The following is a 19,648-nucleotide window of genomic DNA, read 5'->3' as shown; positions in this document are numbered from 1 at the left end:
CGCCTTAGGGCCTCCGACTGAACGTCGTAGGCGAGGTCAAGCTTGGTCGGCACCGGGGATCTCCTGCATCAGGAGCAGCTCGTCGGCTGCCTCGGCTTCGGCCTGGTCGATTTGCGGCGGCGTCATCTGGTAGATCTCGCGCATGATGGTGCGCTTCGGGAGCACGCCCACGGACTGCGCAGCCGACGAGCCCTTGTCGGTGATCGAGTACCGCTCGCCCGGCTTCCAGCCGATGATGATGCCCGACCGGTCGGCCCGGTCTGCGTCTCCGAGGGTGAGGAAGATGAGGTGGAACAGCTCGACGAGACCCTGGCCGGCTCGGACCTGCTTGTCCTCGACAGCGAACGTCAGGCCCTCGCGGGAGAATCCAGCTCCTGCGGCCGACTGGTTGTCGGGCGAGAAGATGTCCATCGGCCGGCGGGTGACAGCGGCCAGGAGCCGGATGTCGTCTTTGGTTGCAGACAGGATGCCCTGCAGGTCGGCTTGGGATGACTCCCAGACCTTCGAGTTGAAGGGCAGCTGGATCCACGAGCCGGGGTCGGACGTCAGGACGTCGTCGAGGTTCTCGAGCGGGTCACCCTTGCCGTCGACGGCCTCGTCGGTGTCGTCGACCTGGATGGCGCGCTGCTTGTACGCCTGGTAGAGGGCGATGACGACGCGCGTGTAGACGTCGTTGTTGATGCGGTCGAGGATCGACAGGTGCGGCTCGAACTCGCCGACGCCGCGGCGGTTTCGGAATCGGATCACGGGCACCCTGGGGTGCTGCAGTTCCTCGCCTTCTGCACCCCCACGGTCTTCGTCCCACTCGAACGAACCGGCGGAGAAGACGATGCCGGCGCGCTTGTTCTTGCGTGCTCGGACGGCCACGTAGCGACGCGCGTTGCCGAGGACACCTTCTAGGTCTCGCTCTCCGGGGAGGTATAAGTAGACGTAGTCCTTCTGCTCGTCGGGGTCGTGGAAGACCTTGACCGCGGCCCGAATCTCGGACTGACGGACGGGGTTGTGGATGGTGACCACCTGGCGAGGGTCTTCACCGGTGACGGCGATCTCGTCGGTGTCGGGGTCCTGTCCGACGATCATGTAGCCGTCGCCCATGGCGAGCATGTTCTCAAGGACGTCCGCGAACTCGACGTCGAGGCCGTTCTCGACCCAGATGCGCCATGCGTCGTCGTCGATCTGGTCCCCGCTCGAGGCGGTCCGTACGTCCCGGACCGTGATTCGCTCGCGGAGCGAGCCCACGATCAGCTCGGCCATATTCGTGCAGGAGTCCTTCTGGACTCGCTTGAAGGCGTCCGTCACAGCCTTGTTGTTCGTCGGGAGCGGCGGATTGCCGTCGAAGTAGTCCGCGAGCTTCTGCAAGCGGGGCAGACGCCCCTCGCGCTTACGGCAGGCCTTGAGCATCCACCAGCCGGGCGTGTTGGGGGTCTTGACGTCGATCAAGGCGACCTCCTAGGCGAGTCGGCGGATGACGGGTTTCTTCTTGGTGCGGGGCTTCGCCCCGGACTTGCGGGCGTCGAGGAAGGCTTTCCCGGAGAGGGTTGCTGCCATGGCGGCATCGAACTTGAGCTCGAGCTTCTGCTTCTGCATGACCCAGAGGGGCTGGCCCTCGTCGTCGCGGATTCGAAGGTCCTTGCGGCCGGCGTTGCCCATGTGGCGGGCGAAGTCGCCGCCGTTGTGGTGCTCCGGGTTCCAGCCGATGCTTCCGGTGTCCATCGCTTCGACGTACTCGCGGATCGTGTAGGCCATGCGGCCGTACTGCTGTGTGAAGAACTCTTCGATCTGGTCGGGCCAGCGGAGCGCCCAGGAGCCGATGGTCTCGGTCCAGTGGGGAGGGTCTGCGTAGACCTTCCAGACTGAGTAGTTCTGCATGACCCACTCGAGCGTCTGAGTGACTTCTGCTTCGGGGACCTCCCAGTCCTCGACGTCATCGGGTCGCTCCCAGAGGCCCACCAGCTCTTGGAGACCGGTGGCGATCTCCGTGATGACGAGCGCGGTCGCGTCTCGGAAGCGAGCGCCGTCGAAACCTCCCGTGACGAAGGCCCCCTTGGGGATGACTTCGCCGGGTCGGGCCAAGCCTTGAGCGACACCGTCCGGCGCTTCTTCGCCTTCTGGGAGGTAGGCGGGTGCGTTGCGGTTCCACCGGATGATGTCGAAGGCCTGGGATCCGGACTTCTTCCATCGGTTGAGCCACACGCGTTCGAGGTAGGCCTTGTCTGCTTTCGGGCGATCCCATTGCTTGGCGATTGACTCGAACTGCCCGGGGCCGTACTCGCCGGCAGGTCCCGTCGCATCCGAGATGGCTGCGATGCGCTGGTCGAGTGTGGTGAGTTCGGCGTGGTCATCTCCGGCCCAGCGCGCGAAGAAGAAAAGCGCAGGGTCGTCGATCTCGCCGCGGTTGATCATCTCGGCTTCGGCACGAACGTCTTCTTCGATGCTGTTCTGACCGGGCTGACCTGCAGTCGAGGTGTAGAGCGCCCACGGGTCCTCCATGGGGCGCTTCGTGAGGTTGGCGGACATGGTCTCGTGGGCGTTCTTCGCGCTCGGCAGGTAGAGCCGGTGAGGCTCGTCGAAGTGCTGGAAGGTGGTCAGCGCCCCGTCTCGGCTGCCAGGTGAGTTCGAGACCGGGACAACCTTGCCCTCGGAGCCGCCGCGCGTACCGATGCGGAGGATTCGGTCGAGGGATGCATCGAAGAAGTCCGAGTCCGGGCCGTGCTCGACCACGTACTTGAGGACGCCGTAGGCAAGCTCGGAGACCTGCTCTTCTGTGACCGCCATCATGGGGATGTAAGGGAAGGCGACGGGTTTGCCCACCGGGTTGCCGCGGCCGTCGAAGCCGTCGCAGCGGACGGGAGCCTCGGCGTGCAGCTCCGCGAAAGCGACCCAGGCTGCGAACTCAGTCTTGGCCATGCCCTTGCGCCACTCGATGGCACCGCGCTGGAAGCGCCGTCGCCCTTCGAGGTGGTGCCCCTTGGGGAAGATCTCGTAGAGGCGGTAGAGCGCTGCGCGCTTCTCGGCGTCGAGGATGGCCGGCTGGCCAGCGAGGGAGCCCGGTCCGAAGACGCAACGGTCTTCGATGAAGTCGGCCAGCGCCGGCCCGAGGGTGGGGTAGCTGAGGTCGAGTGGCGGCACGATCAGGACCGCCATGGCTCACCTACTGGACTAGGGCGAGTCGCGGGTCTGCGCGCTGGCTCGGCTGCTTGCTCGTCTGCCCGCGCCGTGCGGTGCCGCGGTCCTTGGCTTCCTCCGTGGTCTCGATCGTCCACTCGAGGCGACGGCGGTCGTACGGAGTCAGGCCGAAGGCGACGCGCTGCAGGCGTATCTCGGCAGCGAGCTTGGTCGAAGGGGCGCGCCAGAAGTCGTCGACGAGGACGGCGAGGAGGAAGAGCGCGTGACGGTCTGACGAGTGGTACTCGTTGGCCATGGGGCTGGCCCAGAGGTCGGCCCACCATTGCGTCGTGGCTTCGTGCCAGTCGCTCGCGACCACCTCACCCTCCTCGCCGTAGACAACCGGGCGGGCAGGCAGCTCAGGCACGATGGCGCTGCCACCGTCCGAGAGGGTGGCAGCGGTCGAAGCCGTGTTCTTCCTCGCGCGGGCGGAGGGATGCTTCTTCGCAGCGGGCACAAGACCCCCCTTTCCCTATAGTTACAGGGCTAGAACCGTTACACTGAGGTATGCCTAGGACGTGTGCGTGGTGCGGTTCATCGACTGTGATGCGCAACCGACAGGCTCGGTTCTGCTCGAGCAAGTGCCGCGTCTACGCGCACCGTGCGAAGTTGCCTCGCGAGCTCACTGACCGTGATCGGTGGGTGCGGCGCGATGAGCGCAAGCGGCCCCTCACGGTTCACGGAGACCCAGCCAGCTCGACCGACCAGGCGACATGGTCGACCTACGCCTTGGCGAAGGCCTCTGCGGTGGGGTCCGGTCTCGGCTTCGTGCTGGGCGACGGAGTGGGCTGCATCGACCTTGACCACTGCCTCGTCGATGGGGTCCCAACCTCTGCTGCAGGCGAGGTCCTCAGGGCCTACCCCGGCAACTACGTCGAAGTCAGCCCGAGCGGGGATGGGCTGCACATCTGGGGCACTGCTGATCCCGCGCCGGGCACACGCCGCGTCGAGGACGGTCTGGCCATCGAGCGCTACAGCACCGGCAGGTACATCACCGTGACCGGCAACGTGTTTCGCGCCGGCACTCTTCTTCCGCTGTAACGCTTTCGAACGCCTCGCGCCCATCTGCGGCGGCAGTAAGCGTCGACCTCATTCGGCCCGAACTGCCTGCATTCGGCCCGCCCGGTGCGGCCTGGCACCGGGCGGGCCCACGAAACGTGGGGAACCGTAGGCAACAAAATGAGCAGCACCTCTCCGGTGTCCGCCCCGAGGGGCGGGGAGGGGGATGACCCCCTCCCCACCTCGGCAAAGCCGAGACGGTCACTGCGCCGCGGCTGCCCTCCGGGCTGCCGCGGCTTCTCGCTGCGTCTTCACGCCGTGGCACGGATGGCACAGGCCTTGGTGGTTCGCGATGTCGTCGCTGCCGCCGCTCGTGACGTTGACGATGTGGTCGTCGTCGGTGCTTGGTCGATCGCATCCTGTCGCCGTGCAGCGTCGACAGCCGCTGCACTTGCAGACAGGATCGCGTCGAAGCACCTGCTCGCGCAGCGTGCGTGACTGTCGCGTGCTGCCCGGCCGCGACTTGGTCCGCCAAGCGAGTGGCTTGTGTTCGTCGCAGTAGGTGGTCGCGACGACGCGCACCTCGCACTGAGGTGCGCCGCACTTCTTCGGTGCGCGTGGCATGGCGACTCCCTTGCGCCCTTGACCTGGATCACTAGGGACAGCACGCTCTATGCATGAAGTCCAGGGCGGAACGGTTGGCTGAGTTCGAGGCGCGAGAGGCGGTGCGCAAGGTGAAGCGCGCAGAGCAGCTCGAGCGTGAGGCGGCTAGGCGGGGGGAGTTGGACGAGCGCCGGGCGGATCTTGCTAGGAGGCGGGCTGCCCTCAAGGCCGGCCCGGACATGAGCAAGTGGAACGCCATGAGCGAAGAAGAACGGGACGCGATCCGGAAGCGCTCGCTTGCCGCATCCGAGGCCGTGAGCTTTGGAGGGGCTGTGAGCGAGTCAGCACTGGGAGGGCTGCTCTTCCCGTGGCAGGTTCGCTCTGCCCGCCGCCAGGAGAAGGCGCAACGGTTGCTGCGCGAAGACGACGAGTGAGCGGCCCGCGCTAGGGGGCTGGTTGAAGTCGGTCGACGGCCACGCATGCCACTCGCTTGCCGTCGAGGCTCAACAGTGTGCGCGTGCCGGACCGGACAGCGATCACTTGCCACGCCTCCTTGAGGTGTAGCGCTGCACTCCCGACGCCTAGGCGATCCGACATCGTTCTCCTTGGTTGGCTCCGCGTCCTGCCCCCGTCTCCGAGGTGCGGAGGTTCGGCGGGGTACGGCGGAAGAATGATCCCCGATCGACGCCCCGGTAGCAGTCAGGTGCGTGTGGGCGGTCGGGGAAGTCAGGCTGGCGTCACGCAGCGGCGTGACGTTTCCCCGGTTCCTCCAACCGGACCAGCTACCTCGGATTAGCGTGACGAGGCGTGCACAGCGCGGAGCCTAGGGCGCGCTGCCGAGGCTCTACGACTTTCCCCGTATGCGTCTCCGGGGCCACGAGCGCTTGTTCAGCCGGGCAAGGCCTCGGCCTACCCCGGCATTGCCGCGCGGGGCGCTTAAACGACGAAGGGCCCCCGCGCTCGCGGAGGCCCTTCGTCTGAAACTGCAACGAGCCGCCTACCCGGTTGGGCACACGACTCGACTCTTGTTACAGATCATCCGGGCTTTCCGGACTTTCCGCAAGCTCTACCGCTTCTGGCGTGTCGGGGTTCCTTCCGGCCGGCCGCGGCGGACGTTGGCTTCGGCCTGGACGACGTCGAGGCCGTGGACCTCGAGCACCCCGGTCGCGCTGCGGCGTGAGCGGACCACTCCCCGCTTGACCCAGGTGTAGACAACGGTCTTCCCACGGTGCGCGAGAACGGTGGCGTCCTTCACGGACACCCATGCTGACTCGCTCATGGGGCACCGACCTTCATGGACCAGCCCTGCTCCTTGTCGAAGGCGTCCTGGTCGAGGACGAAGCCGCACTCGGGGTTGCGGCAGTCGATACGGACCGAGTCGCCAGCGAGAACTGGCGGCCGCCACATGAGCGATAGGAGCTCGCACTGAGGGCAGCGCACTCGCGGCACCCGGTGCGGATCCTCCGTGGTGGGGAACGACCGGAGGGCTCCGCGGACGGCTCGCGTGAACCGGACCGCTTCCTCTGCACCCTCGGGTCTCGACACCCAGGCATCGAGGTCGATGGTCTCTGCCGTACCGCGGTACGAGCTGATCTCGTTCAGCGCGATCTTCGTGCCGGACAGCGGGATGCGCGCCTTCTCGCCCCCTCCGCCCCCGTCGCCGATTGGGACGACCAGAACGTCGAACTCCTCGAGCAGCTCGGCGAGGGGGCCGTAGGCGTTCTCGGCGGACTGCAGCGATTCCCAGCACGGACGGCAGAGGAGCCCGTTCGAGGCGAGCCGGGGTAGGCACCCGTGGCACTCCTTGCCGGTGGCGACGTAGCGTCTGTGCTCTTCGGCCCAGCGGTACTCGTACCCGTCGCAGATGTCGCTGTGCTCGCCTCGAATCGTGCAGGGCCTTGAGTCGTGCATGTCGTTAGTGACGCAGACGGCATCAGTCACAGTCATCGGTCGGATCCGCCTCTCTGGCCTCCGCGAGCGCGGTGGTCTTGGTGTGGGGTGTTCGGGGGTGGGTGAGCTTGTCGTGTGTGGGGGTGAAGGGGATGGTGGGGCGTCGGGGTGGGGTGGCGTTGTCGATGGCTGCTTGGCTGGCCATGTAGCGCCGCCAGGACTCCGCGTCGCGCCGGTAGGTGTCTCGTTCCTCGGTTAGGTGGCGTACCTCTGAGACGAGGGCGGGGATGTCTTCGCGGGCGTGGGCGATGAAGTCGGCGTCGGTGACTTCCCCTGATCGGCGGTCGACTGATGCGACGTCGCTGTTCGTGGTCTCTGAGCCGATGCGGTGCACTTCCTGCCCGTGCGTTGTGGTGTCTGCGACGTGTCCCCATGGTCCGGGGGTGGCGTGGCAGGCGCGGGCGATGATGGCGTTGAGGTCGAGGGTGGTCATCACGGGTTGCTCCCTTCCTGGTTGTCGCTGATCTGCGGGCCGCCGAGGGCTTCCCTGATCTGCTGTCCGAGGAACGTGGCGCGGGCGCGAGCGTTGTCGCCGTCGGCGATTTCGGGGTGGCGGGCGATGACCGCGCGGTTATTGGCCTGTGCTGCGAGGAGGTTCGCGATGCGGGCCTGCTCTGCGACGGCGAGGGTCGCCCGCACCTGCGCTACGGCGATGATCTCGGCCGGGACCTCGCCGCCGTTGTTCCGGCGGCCGATTGCGGCCCGGGCTTCGGTGACGTGGTTGTCGTAGACGGTTGGGGTGGCATCGGTCATGGTGCGTCTCCTGACAGAGGTGGTGTCGGGTCGGGGATGAGGTGCAGCCGGCGCTCCTCGGGGGTGAGCGCGTCGATGTGCTTGCTGCGGTAGTGCAGGTGGATGAGGGCTGGCAGGTCATCGAGGCGTACCCCTGCGACTGCGAGCTGCAGCGCCATCAGTCGGACGTCACGCCGGCCGATCTCGCTGAGGCCGACTGCCTGCATCTGGCTGGTCACGTCGTCGGCCGCGACCGCGTCGATGACGGTGATGCCGGTCCTGATCTCGTGGGCACGCAGCTCGAGCGCAGCAGAGGCGGCGTCGACGCCGGTGCTCAGCGCTCGCAGGATGCGGCGAGCGCCGTTCATTCGGTCACCTGCTCTCCGAGGATGGCTGTGGCGAGTTCGTGGGCATGGGCGATGAACTGGCTGCCGCGTCCGACTTGGAGGTCTCCGTAGTCGATGGCGAGCTTGAGGAGTTCGATCTGGGCATCGATGGTGGCGTGGAGGGTCACGAGGAGGTTGGCGTCGGGCTGGTTGAAGGGGTAGCCGACCTCGCTGTCCTCGCCGTCAGCCCAGATGCCGGGGGTGGGTGCGCCCCAGTAGTTCAGCGCGATGTGCCGCCATGGCCCTTTCATGGCGGCGTCGCGCTGCTCTGTCAGCTTCGCGATCGCGGCTCGCAGTGTCTCGGCGGTGGTCATCGTGTGCTCCGTTCGCGCCAGGGGTGTCCCTTGGGGATGCGGACCCGCTTGTTGTGGGTGATGAAGTCGCCGAACCGGGTGAAGCCGTCGACGATGGTGAGCTGGGCGTACTGGCGGTTGATGCGCCGCACGCCGCCCTCGGTGACGATGGGGCCCTTGCCGTAGCTGTTCAGGCCGATGGTCTGGCGGATGAGGTCGGTGGCGTTGTCGTACTCGGGGTCACCGCGCCCCTCGATGGGCAGGTGACGCTGCCGGCGGCTCACTCGTCGTCCCCCTTGGCGGTGACGAACATCATGGGTTCGATGCCTTCGAGGGCGAGGCCCGCCAGGGCCCGCGCCACGGCCTCGACGGTTCGCGTGAGCAGCTCGGGGGTGTCCGCCGTAGCGAGCAGGGTGACCTCGATCTTGTTCATGCTGACTCCTCGGTGATGATGATCTGGGCTGCGTCGAGGCAGGCCTGGCAGACGGGGAAGCGCTGCGGGTCGCGCTGGGGGATCCACTTGTGCCCGCAGAGGGCCGTGACCTCAAGTCCGAAGACACGGGCTTCGGTGAGCCACGCCTCGGTGGACTCCTTGTCGTCGGGACAGCTGACGATGTGGGTGCGGGTTGTGCTGTCGTGGTCGGTGGGTGCGAGCTGGGGGCGCTCGAGAGTGTCGGCGCTCATGCGGCGGTCCCGACTCGGATGCTCTCGTCAAGGCGGGTGGGCTGGAAGCCGGCCCAGTGGACCTCGTCGCCGGGGGTGCCCTGGGAGACGATGACGACGGGGGCGGCGAGGTGGCCGAGGGCCTTCGCTGCGGCGAGGTTGCCGTCCTCGGTGATGTCCGCGATCTGGAAGTCGACGTCGCGAGCGATGAGCCATCTCTTGGTCATCTCGCACTGCTGACAGTTGGGCTTCGTGTAGACGGTGACCGTCTGCTTCTGGGTCATGGGTGTTCCTTTCAGGGAGTGAGTGGGGTCGTCTGGCCCGGAGGCAGACGTGAGAATCGCTAGGGTTGCGAGGTGGACGACTTCTGGGCAGTGGTGTGGGGCGCGACCATCGCGCTCTTCGCGTCGGTAATTGGTGGCTTCATGACCTCCGTCCTCGGACCCCTGCTTGCAAGGCGTGCGGACGAGCGCGCGCGGGCCAAGGCCATCGCCGAGGAACGACGCGCCGTCCTACGACAGGCAATTTGGGACGCGAGCATCGCTTTGCGTAACTACGCAGTCACGCCCGACAGCCAGGCGGCGGAGAAGTACGAGGCGATGAACACCGTCGAGACACACATGGTGAAGATCCGCCTCTGGACTACGCACGAGGAAGGTGCCGTCGCCGACACCCTCGGCATCGTCATGTCCAAAGACGAGCACGCTGAAGTCATGGCCTACGCGCCGGTCTGGGAGAAGGCGGCCGCGCAGTGGTTCCGAGGCCAGATCGCTGACGCCGACTTCAAAGAAAGGTTTGATCGCGCCGGCGCTCGGGCAATAGCGAACAGCCGCACCAAGGCATCACAGCAGGCGGCCGAAGCGGCCTCGGACACGACGCCGGCCGATCCAAGCGACGGGCAGCAAGCTCAGTAGCGCCGAGTCAGAACGGCGTCTCGTCGTTATACGTGCCGCCACCAGGCGTGTTCCACACGTCAGGGGTGGGAGCGCTCGCCGTGTCCTGCGACCAGGCCTCGGTCGCCTGCTGCTGTGCGCCGGCCTGCTGCCCGCCGAACGAGCCGCCCGAGTTGCCGCCGTCGCGTGACGACGAGGCCCGGGTGACCTGTGCGGTGGCGTAGCGGAGGGAGGGGCCGATGTCGTCGACGTCGAGCTCGAAGCTGGTGCGCTTCTCGCCCTCCTTCGTCTCGTAGGACCGCTGCTTGAGGCGGCCCTGCACAATGACGCGGCTGCCCTTGGTGAGGGACGAGGCGACGTGCTCGGCGAACTCGCGCCAGACGCTGGCGCGGAGGAACAGGGCCTCGCCGTCCTTCCACTCGTTGGACTGCCGGTCAAGGGTGCGCGGGGTCGACGCGATCGTGAAGTTCGCGACCGCGAGACCGTTCTGCGTGTATCGCAGCTCGGGGTCGGAGGTGAGGTTGCCGATGACGGTGATGACCGTCTCGCCCGCCATCAGCGCGCTCCCTTGGTGTGCTCGACGACAGCCTCGATCTGGACGGGGTTGATCGTCAGCGGTCGCGGACGGCAGCTGTTCCCCCAGGTGATCCGGCTGACCTCACCGTTGGTCGTACCGACCGAGAAGTCCTCGCCGACTTCGAGATCGATCTGGTTGCCGCTCTTCATGTAGATGCTGACTTTGGTCACGGGTTCTTCTTTCGATCAGTGGCGACGTGGAAGACGCCTGGTCTGGTGGGGCAGGGGTAGGTGATGAACGGGCCTCCGTGTCGCACGTGGCGGCGCATGACGGCCTTGAGGGCGGCGTCCTTCGACTTGTGCTGCGTCTTGGGCTTGCCGAGGTGGTTGCGACACCGGCACTGGGGCGTCTTGCCGCGGCCCATGAACTGGTCGATGGCTTGCTTGGCGTCGCCATGGGCTTGCTCGGGGGAGTAGCGCTTCGCCATCAGGGTCAGCTGCTCACGGTGTGGCCGGCCCACCTGCTGGCGAAGTTGCGGGTGAGGCCGAGCGCTCGGCGATGGTTGTTGATGGTGGAGCTGCTGACTCCCATGCGCTTCGAGATCTCGTGGTCGGCCATGCCGGCCTTGTTGAGCGCGATCACGATCTCGTCGTGCTCGGGTGACCATCGCCGGGCCCCGATCTCGGCTGGCGGCAGGTCCGCCAGGCTGCGGGCCGATAGTGCGGCGGGTGCGCCTTCCAGCTGCCGGCGCACGGCTTCCGCGATCAGTGCGCCGATGGTGGTCTTGTTCTGCTCAGCGAGCTGGAAGAGCGCCGCGTAGTGCTTCTGCGGCAGCTCCGTGTGCGCAGGGACCCGGAAGCCGGTCATGCTGCCGACCGTCGTGCGTTGTGGGCGTAAATCCCGCGGAGGTTGCTCTCGAGCGCCTTCTCGGGATCGGACCAGAACTGCCGGGCAGGCTTCGTCACGGGTGGGATCCCGAGCACCTTGCGGCGGCGCTCGACGGTGCGCTGGCTGAGGCCGGTGTAGACGGCGATCTGACTGTCGGAGTGGTCAGAGGTCTTGAGAGTCCGGATCAGCCCGTTGGTGTAGTCGCGCATCTCGGCCTTGGTCATCTCGAGGACGTCGAGGCAGTCGCCGCAGAGCATCCCGCGGGCGGCGACCTCGATGCCGCACCGGTCGCAAGGGGCGTTCATTGGAGCCACTCCGCGAGGGGCCTGATGTCGAGGCCGATTTCCTTCCCGACTTGCTGCTCGAGGCGGGCACCGCGGGAGGTGTCCGCGCCGTCGAGGAGGGCGATGCCGTCTGCCTGGGTGACCATGCGGAGGGCGTGACGCATGTACCAGTCCCAGGTCTCGGGTCCGCCGGAGTGGTTCTCTTCTTCGGAGTCGACGGGGTTGAGGACCCGGTAGCCGGTGTCGCGGAGCATCTGCGCGGCCTCGTTGAATGCCGGGTAGTTGAAGTCCGGCAGACCACTCATGGGGCCGGCGACGTAGACGGTGGCGCGCGTGGAGCCCTCGGCAGCATCGGTGACGGGGATCTGCTTGACGTGTAGCTCGAGGCGGGGTGTGCCGGCGATCTCGTACTCGATGCGGGGCATGAGCTTGTCCATGAACCGAGGCACGTCGTCAGGAACGACCCCGGCGTCGACGAGTCCGTCGCACATGGCCTTGAGCGTGGGAACGACGTTGTCGGCGTCGCGGCGGGTCCGCGTGTGGACGTACCAGACGAGGGTGACGCGGCAAGCTCCAAGGTCGCGGAGGCCCGCGGCTCGGGCTTGGAACGAAGCGGCGGCCCTGACCTTCTTGGTCAGGGCCGCCTTGGCGCGCCATCCGAGGCGCTGGTTGGAGGTGAGTGGTGGTCGGCTGAATTGCTCGAACACCAGGGTCGCTTCGGCGAGCGCCGTGGGTCTCGTGTCGGTCATGCGGTGGGTTCCTGGTTCGTGAGGGTGGCGGTGGCGATCTCTGCGCCGCCTCCGTGGGGCTCGAGGGTGCGCCAGATGCCGTCGTTGTAGGTGCGGTCGTCGAGGGCGGAGAAGACGAAGCCGCGGAGGTGGGCGGGGACGTGCTCCTTGATCCAGAGGGCCTGGGCCTTCCGGTCGGGGAGGTCGAGGTCGTCGAGATCGATGTGGGCGTCGTAGACGGCCCGGGCAACGTCGACGAACTGCCCCATGAGGGCTTGGGCCGTGCGCTCGGACCAGGTATGGAACTCGTCGGGGAGCGCGACGACGAAGGCGTCGTAGGTGCCGGCGCGCAGCTGTCGCCAGACCTCCTTGACGGTGAGGTTCGAGATGACGCGGTGCAGGGCGAGGTAGTCGTCCTGCTTGAACTTCACCGCCGTGTGCTCGTCGATCCAGGCGACGAAGCCTTCCGCGTTGACACGGGGCGGCACAGCGAGCACCTCCCGCAGCGTCGACCCGGCCGAGGCCCCAGCCCAGTTCCATGACGCCGGGATCCGGTATGCCCCCGTGGCGATGTCCACCTCGCCGAGGAAGACGAGCTCGTCGCGGTCGCCGTAGTTGAGGACGATGCGGTTGTCGGGGTAGATGATCTCGAAGAGGGGCGTCGCGCCGATGTTCTGCCACGCGTGGGCGACGGTGGCCCAGTCACCGATGTTCTCGGTGGCGTGGCGGGCCTGCTCGCTGTCGAAGCTGCCCCGGGTGGCTATCGCGAAGCGACCGTCCGGTCGCATGTAGCCGATGCCGAGCGACCCGTCGAACTTGTTGAACGCTCCGAGGATGGGGGCGTCGAGGTCGTACTCGACGCCGGCCTCCTGCCCGTAGTTGAAGAACTTCTCGAAGGGGCGGGCGAGCACCTCGAGGGTGTCGGTGCGGTAGATGATGCCGCGGGCCGCTCGGACGGTCGGGGTCCAGTGGTTGTCGTACTGGGCCCGGTCGCTGTAACCGATGAGGGCGAGCTCGGGGAACTCGGGGTGGAGCCGCCGGTTGATATAGCCAGCCGCGATCTCCTGCTCGAGGACGCGGGGGTCGAGGATCTGGTCGAGGGTGGTGGTGGTCATGGTCAGAACGCCCCTTCGGCGACTTGGTAGGTGGTGAGGCCGAGCGCGCGCCACATGGCGACGACGCGGTCCCGGTCGTCGAAGACGCCGAAGACGTTGAACCGGTGGCGGACGTGAGCGTCGAAGAGCTCGGCCTTGACGACCTGGTCCTTGCGGGTGTCGCCCTCGGGCCGCATGTGCAGCTCGTCGTACTGGACGCGGTTGGCCTCGAGCCAGTCGACGGTCGCGGCCTGGTACTTCGCGTCCCGGCCGGACATGACGATCAGGTAGTGGTCTGCGGCGAGCGCCCGCATGACGTGGGCGACGTTGTCGTCGAGGACGTCTTCGTGGACTCGGGTGCCGTCGTACGGGGAACGCCCGCCCTCTGGGATGTGGGCGAGCGTTCCGTCGATGTCGAAGATGTAGGCCTGGGTCTTGTCCGGGAGGGGGACGTAGGGCACGAGGCCGGCGTGCTTGTCGGGCTCGGGCTCGGTGGGCACCTCTGGGAGGACTCCCTTGCGGGTGAAGCGGTCGTAGATGCCCGCCAGGGCGGCGGCCCCGACCGGGTGCTCCCGCAGGACGTCGCGGGCGATGGCGTCGCCGAGCTCGATGGGGAAGTCGTGGATCTCGACGGTGGCACCAACGGCCTCGGCGAGGGCGAGCCAGGCGCGGACGTAGCGGGCGCGGAGGTTCATGTCGTCGACGACGACGTCGAAGCCGCGGGCGAGTGCTTCACGGGCCGTGTCGTGCTGGACCGTGGTGATTCGCTCTTCGTCGACCCAGAGGAGGCCGGAGCGGCGGCCCTTGAGCATCTGGCGGAGGTCGTCTCGGTTGAGGCGGATCCGGTCGTCACCGTTTTCGAGGCCCTCTGCGAGCCAGGCCTTGGCCCAGGTGGTCTTGCCGGAGGCGGGGATGCCGCGAGTGAGGTGCAGGGTGGTCACGTGGTGGTCTCCTGTTCGGTGCGTGCTAGTGGTGGGTTGTCGGTCAGATGCCGATGAGTGAGCGCCAGGTTCCGGTGATCCACACGACGACACCGGACAGGATCAGCACGGTGAGGGCGACACCGGAGATGAAGACGACGGCATTCCCGATGCGGGATCTCGTGGACGGGGCGTTCATGCGGTGGGGTCCTGTTCGGTGAGGGTGACGGTGGTGCGGGGTGCGTACTGCTGGTGCAGTGCCGTGGCGATCTCCTCGAAGTCGCTCGAGTCGTTCGCGCGGACTGGGTTGCGGGACCAGCCCTTGCCCTGTGGGGCGACGATGAAGAGGGACGCCTGCCGGGTCCACCCCTCGATGCCGGGTGACCACTCGTAGACGAGCTCGGCCTTGACGAGGGCACCCTCGAACACCTGGGTGCCGCGGCGGCCGCCGTAGCGGATGACGTTCATGCGGGGCCCGGCACCGGGTGCCCAACCGAGCGTCATGGTCCGCTTGACGCTCGCGTGGTCCCTGCTCGACTGCTCCGCCGGGACCGCGATCACTGCGTGACCGCCGACGCGCGTTCGCCGGGGTGCCACTGCGGCGTCTCATCCCCGAGGGCGTCGGCGTAGTTCCGCATCAGAACCCACGTGCGCTTGCCACACGTGCCGCACTCGGCTGAAGCGCTCAGTGACGTTCCGAGCTCGTGCATCTGCAGCGGGGTCCCGGTGGGGAGCATGCGCTCGCAGCGGGCGCAGGTCGGGACGATGTACGAACCGCCCCAGGCCCACTCGTAGAACTCGGCCGGCTGGTGCATCGGGCACGGCGTCGTTGTGATGTCGTACTCGTCGGTGTCCAGCAGGTAGCCACTGACCGGGTCGCACTGGGTGTCACCGCGACCGCCGAACGCCGACCAGAGGAACCAGACCGGGCACGTGACTTCGGCTGGCGGTTCCTCGCGGTTAAGAGCCACCAGGTACGGGTCGCGTTCGAGAGCCCGGACGCTGCCCTGGTAGGCCTGCACCATCTCGTTGATGGCTCGGGCCATCTGGTCGGCGTGCATGCCTGTCGCCTGCGCAGTTGAGCTGACGAGGTCGGCGAAGTCTCCGAACAGGTTCGTGAGGTTGGTCTGCGAGAAGAGGCGACGCTCGTGCCGGCGTCTCTTGCCGCGGAGCTTCATCCGGGGGAAGTGCTGGCGGGTGCGGGGGAGCGTGCTCATCGTGTTCCTGTTCCGGGGCGCGCCAAGCAGCGCACCCTCTTGGGTGTGTGATGCCGCAGGGTCAGCTGACGGCGGCGATGTCGAGGCGGTCGTAGTCGTCCCGGACCTCGTCGGGAGACTTGCGGCAGGCGCGGGCGAAGTAGGCGTCGACGTTCTTGACCTCGTCGCGTGCCCGCTTCGTGGTCTCCTGCACCAGCTCGATCGCGCCGGCCTCGGTGACGGTGATGCCGACGTGCGATCGCAGCAGACGAAGCACCTCCGGGAGGTCCTTGATCCCCACCGCCCTGGCCCTCAGTGACACGACTTCTCCTCCGTCGAGTCCCTTCGGTGACCCATCACCTTCTGGACTTGACTGTGGTTCGTGAGTGGTGTCTGTCAAGGGGGACGGGACGGGATCGGGACGGGACGGGACGGGGTCTCCGGACACCGGATCACTTCCGCCCGGAGTCCCATCGGGTGTCCCAGTGGGACTCCGCCTGGACTGACGTTGGGCTGCCTTCCGGACGCGTTCCTTCTCCCGGTCGGCCATGACCTGCTCGCGAGAGAAGTTGTAGTCGAGGAAGTCGTGCACGACGACGCCGCCGGCTGGCGGCCGAGCGCACGCGCTACAGCGGTGTGAGGACCCGTGCCAGAGGCCGACCCGGACCAGCTCGGCGACGTCGGTGTCCTTCGCGTCGAGTTCCTCGAGTTCGTGTTCCTCGATGATTCCGTCCGTGAGGGCCCTCACGGCGTAGTTGTTGGCGAGGGTCCAGAGGCCGATGACTTGCTGTCTCCGCTTGCGGGGGATGCGGATGACCTTCTGGGAGACGCCGAACTGGTCGTCTATCCGTTGCCAGACCATGTGTGCTCCTTCCTGGTCATGCGGCGAGCGCCACGTCATTGCCGAGGGACTCGACGGTGATGGCGATGAGGTCTCGGGCGGCCGGCGGGGTGACGGCGTTCCCTGCGGCTTTGACGAGGTCGCGGTTCGAGACGGGGCGGGCCCGGTCGGCGGGCTGCCACTTGTAGTCGGCCGGGAATGCCATGCCGGCGGCGACCTCGTGGGGCTGGAACATGCGGAACAGCACCTCGGGGACCATCTCCTCGGCAGCCTTCATGTCGGCCGGGGTGATGCGGGGTGCGTCCGGCCTCCGCAGCACGGCCTGGTGGCCAGCTGTCGTCAGCGTCCGCAGCTCCTCCGAGGAGGGCGTCGTCATCTCGGCACCGCCCGTGTTCATGCGGTGGATGAGCGCGTAGCGGTCGACCGTCGTCAGCGTTCCGAGCGGTGACGTGGCCGGGCGAGCCTCGCGGGTCGTCCCGTAGTACGGCTGCACGAGCGCGTTGGCATCACGCGTTGTGAGCGTGCGGAGCGGCAGATCGGTAGGCCGCGTCTCGTCGTTCCAAGAGCCGCCAGCTGTCGTGACGAGACCGTGGTGGTTCCCACCCGCCGTAAAGGTGCCCGCAGGCTCCGTGACCGGACGGGCTGTCGACGTGCCGTACATCTCAGCGATGAACGGCACGTGAGCCAGCGCGGTCTCGGCCCGCGTCGTCTGCGTCCGCATCGGTCCCGTCACCGGCAACGCCTCCTTGCCGTCACGACCTTCGGTGGGCACCGCGAGCGCCTTCGAGTTCGTGGTGTGAAGCGCTCGCAGCGGGTTGCTCACGGGCCAGGTCCGGTAGTAACCGTCCACCGACCCGTGCTGCGGATGCTGCGGCGACGTCGCGTCGTACGTGTTCCCTGCCGCCTCGAGCGTCACCGGGCCCCAGTACCGGGCGATCCCCGCAGCGATGCGGGCCCGGGTCTTGGGCTTGAGGCGATCCCCGATGCGCTCGCCGGGGAGTGACCAGTCGATGGCTGCGGCGGCGGGGAGCCATCCGGGTTCGACGATCTTGGAGCAGCGGGAGCAGCAGTAGAGGTAGGCCTGGCGGTAGCGACCGACTGTGCGGCCGTTCTTCCAGGACTGGACGGACTCGACGGTGGTGCCGCAGCGGTCGCACCAGGCCGTGGGCCGCAGGATGCGGTCGAGGTCGGGTGCCTGTGCGCCTTCGGGCCACGCGACGACGTAGATGCGGTCTCGGGACTGCGGGGCGGGCGCTCCGTACGCCTGGGCGTGCATGGAGTTGAGCGAGACGACTCGGAAGCGGTAGCCGAGGGCCCGAAGTTCGGATCGCCAGATGTCCCAGGCGGTGCGGTACTTGGCCTGGGTGGCGATGTCGACCACGTTCTCGACGATGACGAGTCGGTAGCGGTGGTGCTCGATGAAGCGGAGCACGTCGAACATCAGGAGGCGCGACCGGTTCTTCGCGTCGTCGGACAGAGGGTCCTCGAAGAGGCCTTCTTCGATGGCGGGCATCTTGGCCCCGTTGGCCTGTGACCACTTCGTGCACTCGGGGGAGGCCCAGAGCATGTCGGTGCGGGGGAAGAACGAGGGTCGCTCCTGGTGGAGGTCGACGACGGCGTGGTCGGTGTTCGGGTGGTTGAGGGCGTGGATGTCGCAGACGAGCTGCCAGTGGTTCGCGGCGATGCTCACCTTGACGCCCGGGACCTGCAGCGCACCCGTGGACGAGCCGCCCGCGCCGGCGAAGAGGTCGGTGAGGGTGATGTCGCTCATGCTGCTGCTCCTCGGAGAAGGTCGAGCGCGTGGTCGACGATGTCCTCGGGCGTCGGGGGCTCGCCGAGGCGGGTGACGGCGAGGGCGGCCTGTGTGCGCTCGAGGTAGAGGCGCAGGTCGTGGAGGCGGGCGATCGCGTCGTGGCGTTGCGGGGAGAGGGCGTCGAGGATGTCGACGCGGTCGTCGAAGTACCGGTAGATGGTGCCGATGGAGACGCCGGCCGCAGCCGCGAGGTCGTCGGTGGTGAACCGGTCGGGCCCGTTACGGCTGATCATCGCGTCCGCGGTCACCAGAATCGTGCGGAGCGTGTCCAACGATCTTGCCTGCAGGGGCGGGTGCCGCAGCTGCGGGAGGATGCGGCCGATGACGACGCCGTAGGGGTCCGCTTCGGGCAGGGCAGGGGCGGTGGTGGTGGTGCTCATGGGGTTCCTTCCTGCTCGGGCAGGGTGCTCGCGGTCACGCGGGGCTTGGTGGCATCGGCCAGGTAGTCGCTGACCACACCGACGACGTAGAGGACGGCGAAGAGAAGAGCAGTCCCGACGAGCGCGATGACAATCAGGGGGTGGGCGACGAGCCAGGTCGAGGCCAGGCCGAAGACGTAGAGAGCGGCTACCAGGAACGAGAACCTGGTAGCCGCTCTGACGGTGGTGCGAAGCAGCTGCCTACGCGGCATCCGCCTCGTCCTCTTCTGCGATCGCCGCTCTCATGGCCCGCTTGCCGGTCCTAGTCGCACCGACGAGCGCGTCCTGATGGATCAGGGTTCCGGCGAGCGCCAGGTTCGCGTGGAGGGTGGCGAGGGCGATGAGGTCGTCGGCCTGTGCGAGGCGTCCGGAGGTGCGGAGCTGGACGATCTGGGGGACGAGGGCGTTGGCGGTGTTGTAGTGCTCCTTGGGGGTCAGCATCAGGCTTCCTTGTCGCGTGCTTCGATCTCGGCCCGGATGGGGTCGTCGATGGGGTGGGGGAGGTAGTGCCAGGAGACGTAGTCGCCGTTCCAGGTGAGGGCGACGTGTCCTGCGCGAGCTCCGGTGGGTTCGCCGTCGTACAGCTCCCACAGCTCGGCCTCGTCGTTCTCGAGGAAGAGCAGGGGGTTGCAGTCGCCGCCGTCGATGAGGGTGTGCCGGCGGGTGAGGGCGGCGCGTTCTTGCTCGGGGAGGGGCTGCAGCCAGTCGCGGTCGTCGCCGAGGGTCTCGGTGAGGTGGCTGCCGACGCTGAACTCTTCGCACCCGTCTGGGCAGACGAGCCTGCAGTTGGCTCCCTCTGGGGCGATGCACCGGAACTTGTGGCTGATGCCGTGCCGGTGGTCGATGGTGAGTTCGAGGGTGTGCGGCTCGAACGGTGCGTCCGCGCCTTGGTCGGTCACGAGGTCTGATCCTGGAGGTACTTGCGACCCTTGGCGGAAAGCGCGTAGATGCGCTCGGGGGTCCCGTTCTCTCCGGTCTGCTTGCCGACGACCTCGAGGAGGCCGCGTGTGGGGGCGGCGAGCTCTCCGGCGCGCTTGCGGGGCGAGTCGGGCGCGGTCTTGGGCCAGCCGGACGTGGGTCGGTTGAACTCGTAGAGCGCGTTGACCTCGGATCCGCTGAGGCCAGGTCCACCGATGTGGTCGAAGAGCTCGAGTACAGCGAGGCGGACACCACGAAGGGTGCCAGCGGTTACTGCAGCTGCTTCGTGGCTCGTGTCGGGGTCGGACTCGCGCACGATGGTGTCGGCGAGCGTTCTTGCGCCCAT

Annotated in this window: 35 protein-coding genes; 3 read left to right on the top strand and 32 right to left on the bottom strand. The window is 67.5% G+C overall.

What is annotated here, in order from left to right; all coding sequences use genetic code 11:
• Positions 1–36 precede the first annotated feature (36 nt).
• Genes ITJ48_RS05185 through ITJ48_RS05175 form a run of 3 tightly spaced genes read right to left on the bottom strand, consistent with a single transcriptional unit; the run spans position 37 to position 3,484 of the window.
• The gene (locus tag ITJ48_RS05185) at positions 37–1,440 is read right to left on the bottom strand and encodes a phage portal protein (RefSeq protein WP_194612677.1); all 1,404 of its coding nucleotides are present in this window, start codon (positions 1,438–1,440) and stop codon (positions 37–39) included.
• 9 nt (positions 1,441–1,449) lie between these two features.
• The gene (locus tag ITJ48_RS05180) at positions 1,450–3,144 is read right to left on the bottom strand and encodes a large terminase (RefSeq protein WP_194612676.1); all 1,695 of its coding nucleotides are present in this window, start codon (positions 3,142–3,144) and stop codon (positions 1,450–1,452) included.
• Between the two features lie 7 nt (positions 3,145–3,151).
• Positions 3,152–3,484, bottom strand: a complete 333-nt coding sequence (locus ITJ48_RS05175; protein WP_228506203.1) for a hypothetical protein — start codon at positions 3,482–3,484, stop codon at positions 3,152–3,154.
• Positions 3,485–3,912: 428 nt separating this feature from the next.
• On the opposite strand from ITJ48_RS05175, the gene ITJ48_RS16055 reads away from it, so the two are divergent.
• A complete protein-coding gene (locus ITJ48_RS16055; RefSeq protein WP_228506202.1) occupies positions 3,913–4,206 on the top strand; it encodes a hypothetical protein in 294 nt (97 codons plus the stop codon).
• A gap of 219 nt (positions 4,207–4,425) precedes the next feature.
• Here the strand turns inward: ITJ48_RS16055 and ITJ48_RS16605 are convergent, their stop codons facing one another.
• On the bottom strand, positions 4,426–4,788 hold the full coding sequence (locus ITJ48_RS16605; protein WP_194612673.1) for an HNH endonuclease signature motif containing protein: 363 nt from the start codon (positions 4,786–4,788) through the stop codon (positions 4,426–4,428).
• 53 nt (positions 4,789–4,841) lie between these two features.
• On the opposite strand from ITJ48_RS16605, the gene ITJ48_RS05160 reads away from it, so the two are divergent.
• Positions 4,842–5,201, top strand: coding sequence for a hypothetical protein (locus tag ITJ48_RS05160; protein WP_194612672.1), 360 nt, complete (start codon positions 4,842–4,844; stop codon positions 5,199–5,201).
• Positions 5,202–5,833: 632 nt separating this feature from the next.
• On the opposite strand, the gene ITJ48_RS05155 is transcribed toward ITJ48_RS05160, so the two are convergent.
• From ITJ48_RS05155 to ITJ48_RS05110, 10 genes are read right to left on the bottom strand one after another with little or no spacing between them, the layout of a single operon-like run.
• The gene (locus tag ITJ48_RS05155; RefSeq protein ID WP_194612671.1) at positions 5,834–6,046 is read right to left on the bottom strand and encodes a hypothetical protein; all 213 of its coding nucleotides are present in this window, start codon (positions 6,044–6,046) and stop codon (positions 5,834–5,836) included.
• Positions 6,043–6,714, bottom strand: a complete 672-nt coding sequence (locus ITJ48_RS05150; protein WP_194612670.1) for a hypothetical protein — start codon at positions 6,712–6,714, stop codon at positions 6,043–6,045. Before ITJ48_RS05150 ends, ITJ48_RS05155 begins: the two co-directional genes overlap by 4 nt.
• A complete protein-coding gene (locus ITJ48_RS05145) occupies positions 6,701–7,150 on the bottom strand; it encodes a hypothetical protein (protein ID WP_194612669.1) in 450 nt (149 codons plus the stop codon). Before ITJ48_RS05145 ends, ITJ48_RS05150 begins: the two co-directional genes overlap by 14 nt.
• The gene (locus ITJ48_RS05140) at positions 7,150–7,470 is read right to left on the bottom strand and encodes a hypothetical protein (protein ID WP_194612668.1); all 321 of its coding nucleotides are present in this window, start codon (positions 7,468–7,470) and stop codon (positions 7,150–7,152) included. The genes ITJ48_RS05145 and ITJ48_RS05140 overlap by 1 nt, the downstream gene beginning before the upstream one ends.
• Positions 7,467–7,817 carry a hypothetical protein gene (locus ITJ48_RS05135; RefSeq protein ID WP_194612667.1) on the bottom strand — a complete coding sequence of 117 codons (351 nt, stop codon included), beginning with the start codon at positions 7,815–7,817 and terminating at the stop codon, positions 7,467–7,469. The genes ITJ48_RS05140 and ITJ48_RS05135 overlap by 4 nt, the downstream gene beginning before the upstream one ends.
• Positions 7,814–8,149 (bottom strand): hypothetical protein, encoded by a 336-nt coding sequence (locus ITJ48_RS05130; protein WP_194612666.1) that lies wholly within the window; start codon positions 8,147–8,149, stop codon positions 7,814–7,816. Before ITJ48_RS05130 ends, ITJ48_RS05135 begins: the two co-directional genes overlap by 4 nt.
• Complete coding sequence (locus ITJ48_RS05125; protein ID WP_194612665.1) at positions 8,146–8,412, bottom strand: hypothetical protein; 267 nt, start codon at positions 8,410–8,412, stop codon at positions 8,146–8,148. Before ITJ48_RS05125 ends, ITJ48_RS05130 begins: the two co-directional genes overlap by 4 nt.
• Positions 8,409–8,561: a hypothetical protein gene (locus ITJ48_RS05120; protein WP_194612664.1), complete on the bottom strand. Its 153-nt coding sequence runs from the start codon at positions 8,559–8,561 to the stop codon at positions 8,409–8,411. Before ITJ48_RS05120 ends, ITJ48_RS05125 begins: the two co-directional genes overlap by 4 nt.
• Complete coding sequence (locus tag ITJ48_RS05115) at positions 8,558–8,812, bottom strand: DUF3039 domain-containing protein (protein WP_194612663.1); 255 nt, start codon at positions 8,810–8,812, stop codon at positions 8,558–8,560. The genes ITJ48_RS05120 and ITJ48_RS05115 overlap by 4 nt, the downstream gene beginning before the upstream one ends.
• Positions 8,809–9,075: a glutaredoxin domain-containing protein gene (locus ITJ48_RS05110; protein ID WP_194612662.1), complete on the bottom strand. Its 267-nt coding sequence runs from the start codon at positions 9,073–9,075 to the stop codon at positions 8,809–8,811. The genes ITJ48_RS05115 and ITJ48_RS05110 overlap by 4 nt, the downstream gene beginning before the upstream one ends.
• 72 nt (positions 9,076–9,147) lie before the next feature.
• Between ITJ48_RS05110 and ITJ48_RS05105 the strand changes: the two genes are divergently transcribed.
• Positions 9,148–9,705 (top strand): hypothetical protein, encoded by a 558-nt coding sequence (locus ITJ48_RS05105; protein ID WP_194612661.1) that lies wholly within the window; start codon positions 9,148–9,150, stop codon positions 9,703–9,705.
• A 7-nt stretch (positions 9,706–9,712) separates the two neighbouring features.
• On the opposite strand, the gene ITJ48_RS05100 is transcribed toward ITJ48_RS05105, so the two are convergent.
• From ITJ48_RS05100 to ITJ48_RS05020, 18 genes are all read right to left on the bottom strand, one after another.
• Positions 9,713–10,240 (bottom strand): single-stranded DNA-binding protein, encoded by a 528-nt coding sequence (locus ITJ48_RS05100; RefSeq protein WP_194612660.1) that lies wholly within the window; start codon positions 10,238–10,240, stop codon positions 9,713–9,715.
• A complete protein-coding gene (locus ITJ48_RS05095) occupies positions 10,240–10,431 on the bottom strand; it encodes a hypothetical protein (RefSeq protein ID WP_194612659.1) in 192 nt (63 codons plus the stop codon). Before ITJ48_RS05095 ends, ITJ48_RS05100 begins: the two co-directional genes overlap by 1 nt.
• Positions 10,428–10,721, bottom strand: a complete 294-nt coding sequence (locus ITJ48_RS05090; RefSeq protein WP_194612658.1) for a hypothetical protein — start codon at positions 10,719–10,721, stop codon at positions 10,428–10,430. The genes ITJ48_RS05095 and ITJ48_RS05090 overlap by 4 nt, the downstream gene beginning before the upstream one ends.
• Positions 10,694–11,068, bottom strand: a complete 375-nt coding sequence (locus tag ITJ48_RS05085) for a hypothetical protein (RefSeq protein ID WP_194612657.1) — start codon at positions 11,066–11,068, stop codon at positions 10,694–10,696. Before ITJ48_RS05085 ends, ITJ48_RS05090 begins: the two co-directional genes overlap by 28 nt.
• Complete coding sequence (locus ITJ48_RS05080) at positions 11,065–11,394, bottom strand: hypothetical protein (protein WP_194612656.1); 330 nt, start codon at positions 11,392–11,394, stop codon at positions 11,065–11,067. Before ITJ48_RS05080 ends, ITJ48_RS05085 begins: the two co-directional genes overlap by 4 nt.
• Positions 11,391–12,122, bottom strand: coding sequence for a DUF4406 domain-containing protein (locus ITJ48_RS05075; protein ID WP_194612655.1), 732 nt, complete (start codon positions 12,120–12,122; stop codon positions 11,391–11,393). The genes ITJ48_RS05080 and ITJ48_RS05075 overlap by 4 nt, the downstream gene beginning before the upstream one ends.
• Positions 12,119–13,216 (bottom strand): RNA ligase, encoded by a 1,098-nt coding sequence (locus ITJ48_RS05070; RefSeq protein WP_194612654.1) that lies wholly within the window; start codon positions 13,214–13,216, stop codon positions 12,119–12,121. Before ITJ48_RS05070 ends, ITJ48_RS05075 begins: the two co-directional genes overlap by 4 nt.
• A gap of 2 nt (positions 13,217–13,218) precedes the next feature.
• Positions 13,219–14,136, bottom strand: coding sequence for an AAA family ATPase (locus tag ITJ48_RS05065; protein WP_194612653.1), 918 nt, complete (start codon positions 14,134–14,136; stop codon positions 13,219–13,221).
• Between the two features lie 43 nt (positions 14,137–14,179).
• Positions 14,180–14,314: a hypothetical protein gene (locus tag ITJ48_RS16400; protein ID WP_255524490.1), complete on the bottom strand. Its 135-nt coding sequence runs from the start codon at positions 14,312–14,314 to the stop codon at positions 14,180–14,182.
• Positions 14,311–14,619, bottom strand: coding sequence for a hypothetical protein (locus ITJ48_RS05060; RefSeq protein ID WP_194612652.1), 309 nt, complete (start codon positions 14,617–14,619; stop codon positions 14,311–14,313). The genes ITJ48_RS16400 and ITJ48_RS05060 overlap by 4 nt, the downstream gene beginning before the upstream one ends.
• 53 nt (positions 14,620–14,672) lie before the next feature.
• Positions 14,673–15,332, bottom strand: coding sequence for a hypothetical protein (locus ITJ48_RS05055; protein ID WP_194612651.1), 660 nt, complete (start codon positions 15,330–15,332; stop codon positions 14,673–14,675).
• A 61-nt stretch (positions 15,333–15,393) separates the two neighbouring features.
• Positions 15,394–16,173 (bottom strand): hypothetical protein, encoded by a 780-nt coding sequence (locus tag ITJ48_RS05050; protein WP_194612650.1) that lies wholly within the window; start codon positions 16,171–16,173, stop codon positions 15,394–15,396.
• A 16-nt stretch (positions 16,174–16,189) separates the two neighbouring features.
• Entirely contained in the window at positions 16,190–17,923 is a 1,734-nt protein-coding gene (locus ITJ48_RS05045) for a DNA cytosine methyltransferase (RefSeq protein WP_194612649.1), read from the bottom strand.
• Positions 17,920–18,345, bottom strand: coding sequence for a helix-turn-helix domain-containing protein (locus ITJ48_RS05040; protein ID WP_194612648.1), 426 nt, complete (start codon positions 18,343–18,345; stop codon positions 17,920–17,922). Before ITJ48_RS05040 ends, ITJ48_RS05045 begins: the two co-directional genes overlap by 4 nt.
• The gene (locus ITJ48_RS05035; RefSeq protein ID WP_194612647.1) at positions 18,342–18,596 is read right to left on the bottom strand and encodes a hypothetical protein; all 255 of its coding nucleotides are present in this window, start codon (positions 18,594–18,596) and stop codon (positions 18,342–18,344) included. The genes ITJ48_RS05040 and ITJ48_RS05035 overlap by 4 nt, the downstream gene beginning before the upstream one ends.
• Positions 18,586–18,825 (bottom strand): hypothetical protein, encoded by a 240-nt coding sequence (locus ITJ48_RS05030; RefSeq protein WP_194612646.1) that lies wholly within the window; start codon positions 18,823–18,825, stop codon positions 18,586–18,588. The genes ITJ48_RS05035 and ITJ48_RS05030 overlap by 11 nt, the downstream gene beginning before the upstream one ends.
• Positions 18,825–19,283, bottom strand: a complete 459-nt coding sequence (locus ITJ48_RS05025; protein ID WP_194612645.1) for a hypothetical protein — start codon at positions 19,281–19,283, stop codon at positions 18,825–18,827. Before ITJ48_RS05025 ends, ITJ48_RS05030 begins: the two co-directional genes overlap by 1 nt.
• Positions 19,280–19,648: a hypothetical protein gene (locus ITJ48_RS05020; RefSeq protein WP_194612644.1), complete on the bottom strand. Its 369-nt coding sequence runs from the start codon at positions 19,646–19,648 to the stop codon at positions 19,280–19,282. Before ITJ48_RS05020 ends, ITJ48_RS05025 begins: the two co-directional genes overlap by 4 nt.

Source organism: Frigoribacterium sp. VKM Ac-2530 (genome assembly GCF_015350835.1).
GTDB lineage: Bacteria > Actinomycetota > Actinomycetes > Actinomycetales > Microbacteriaceae > Frigoribacterium.
The sequence above is the reverse complement of the archived record's forward strand: the minus strand, read 5'-3'. Positions and strand labels throughout refer to the sequence as shown.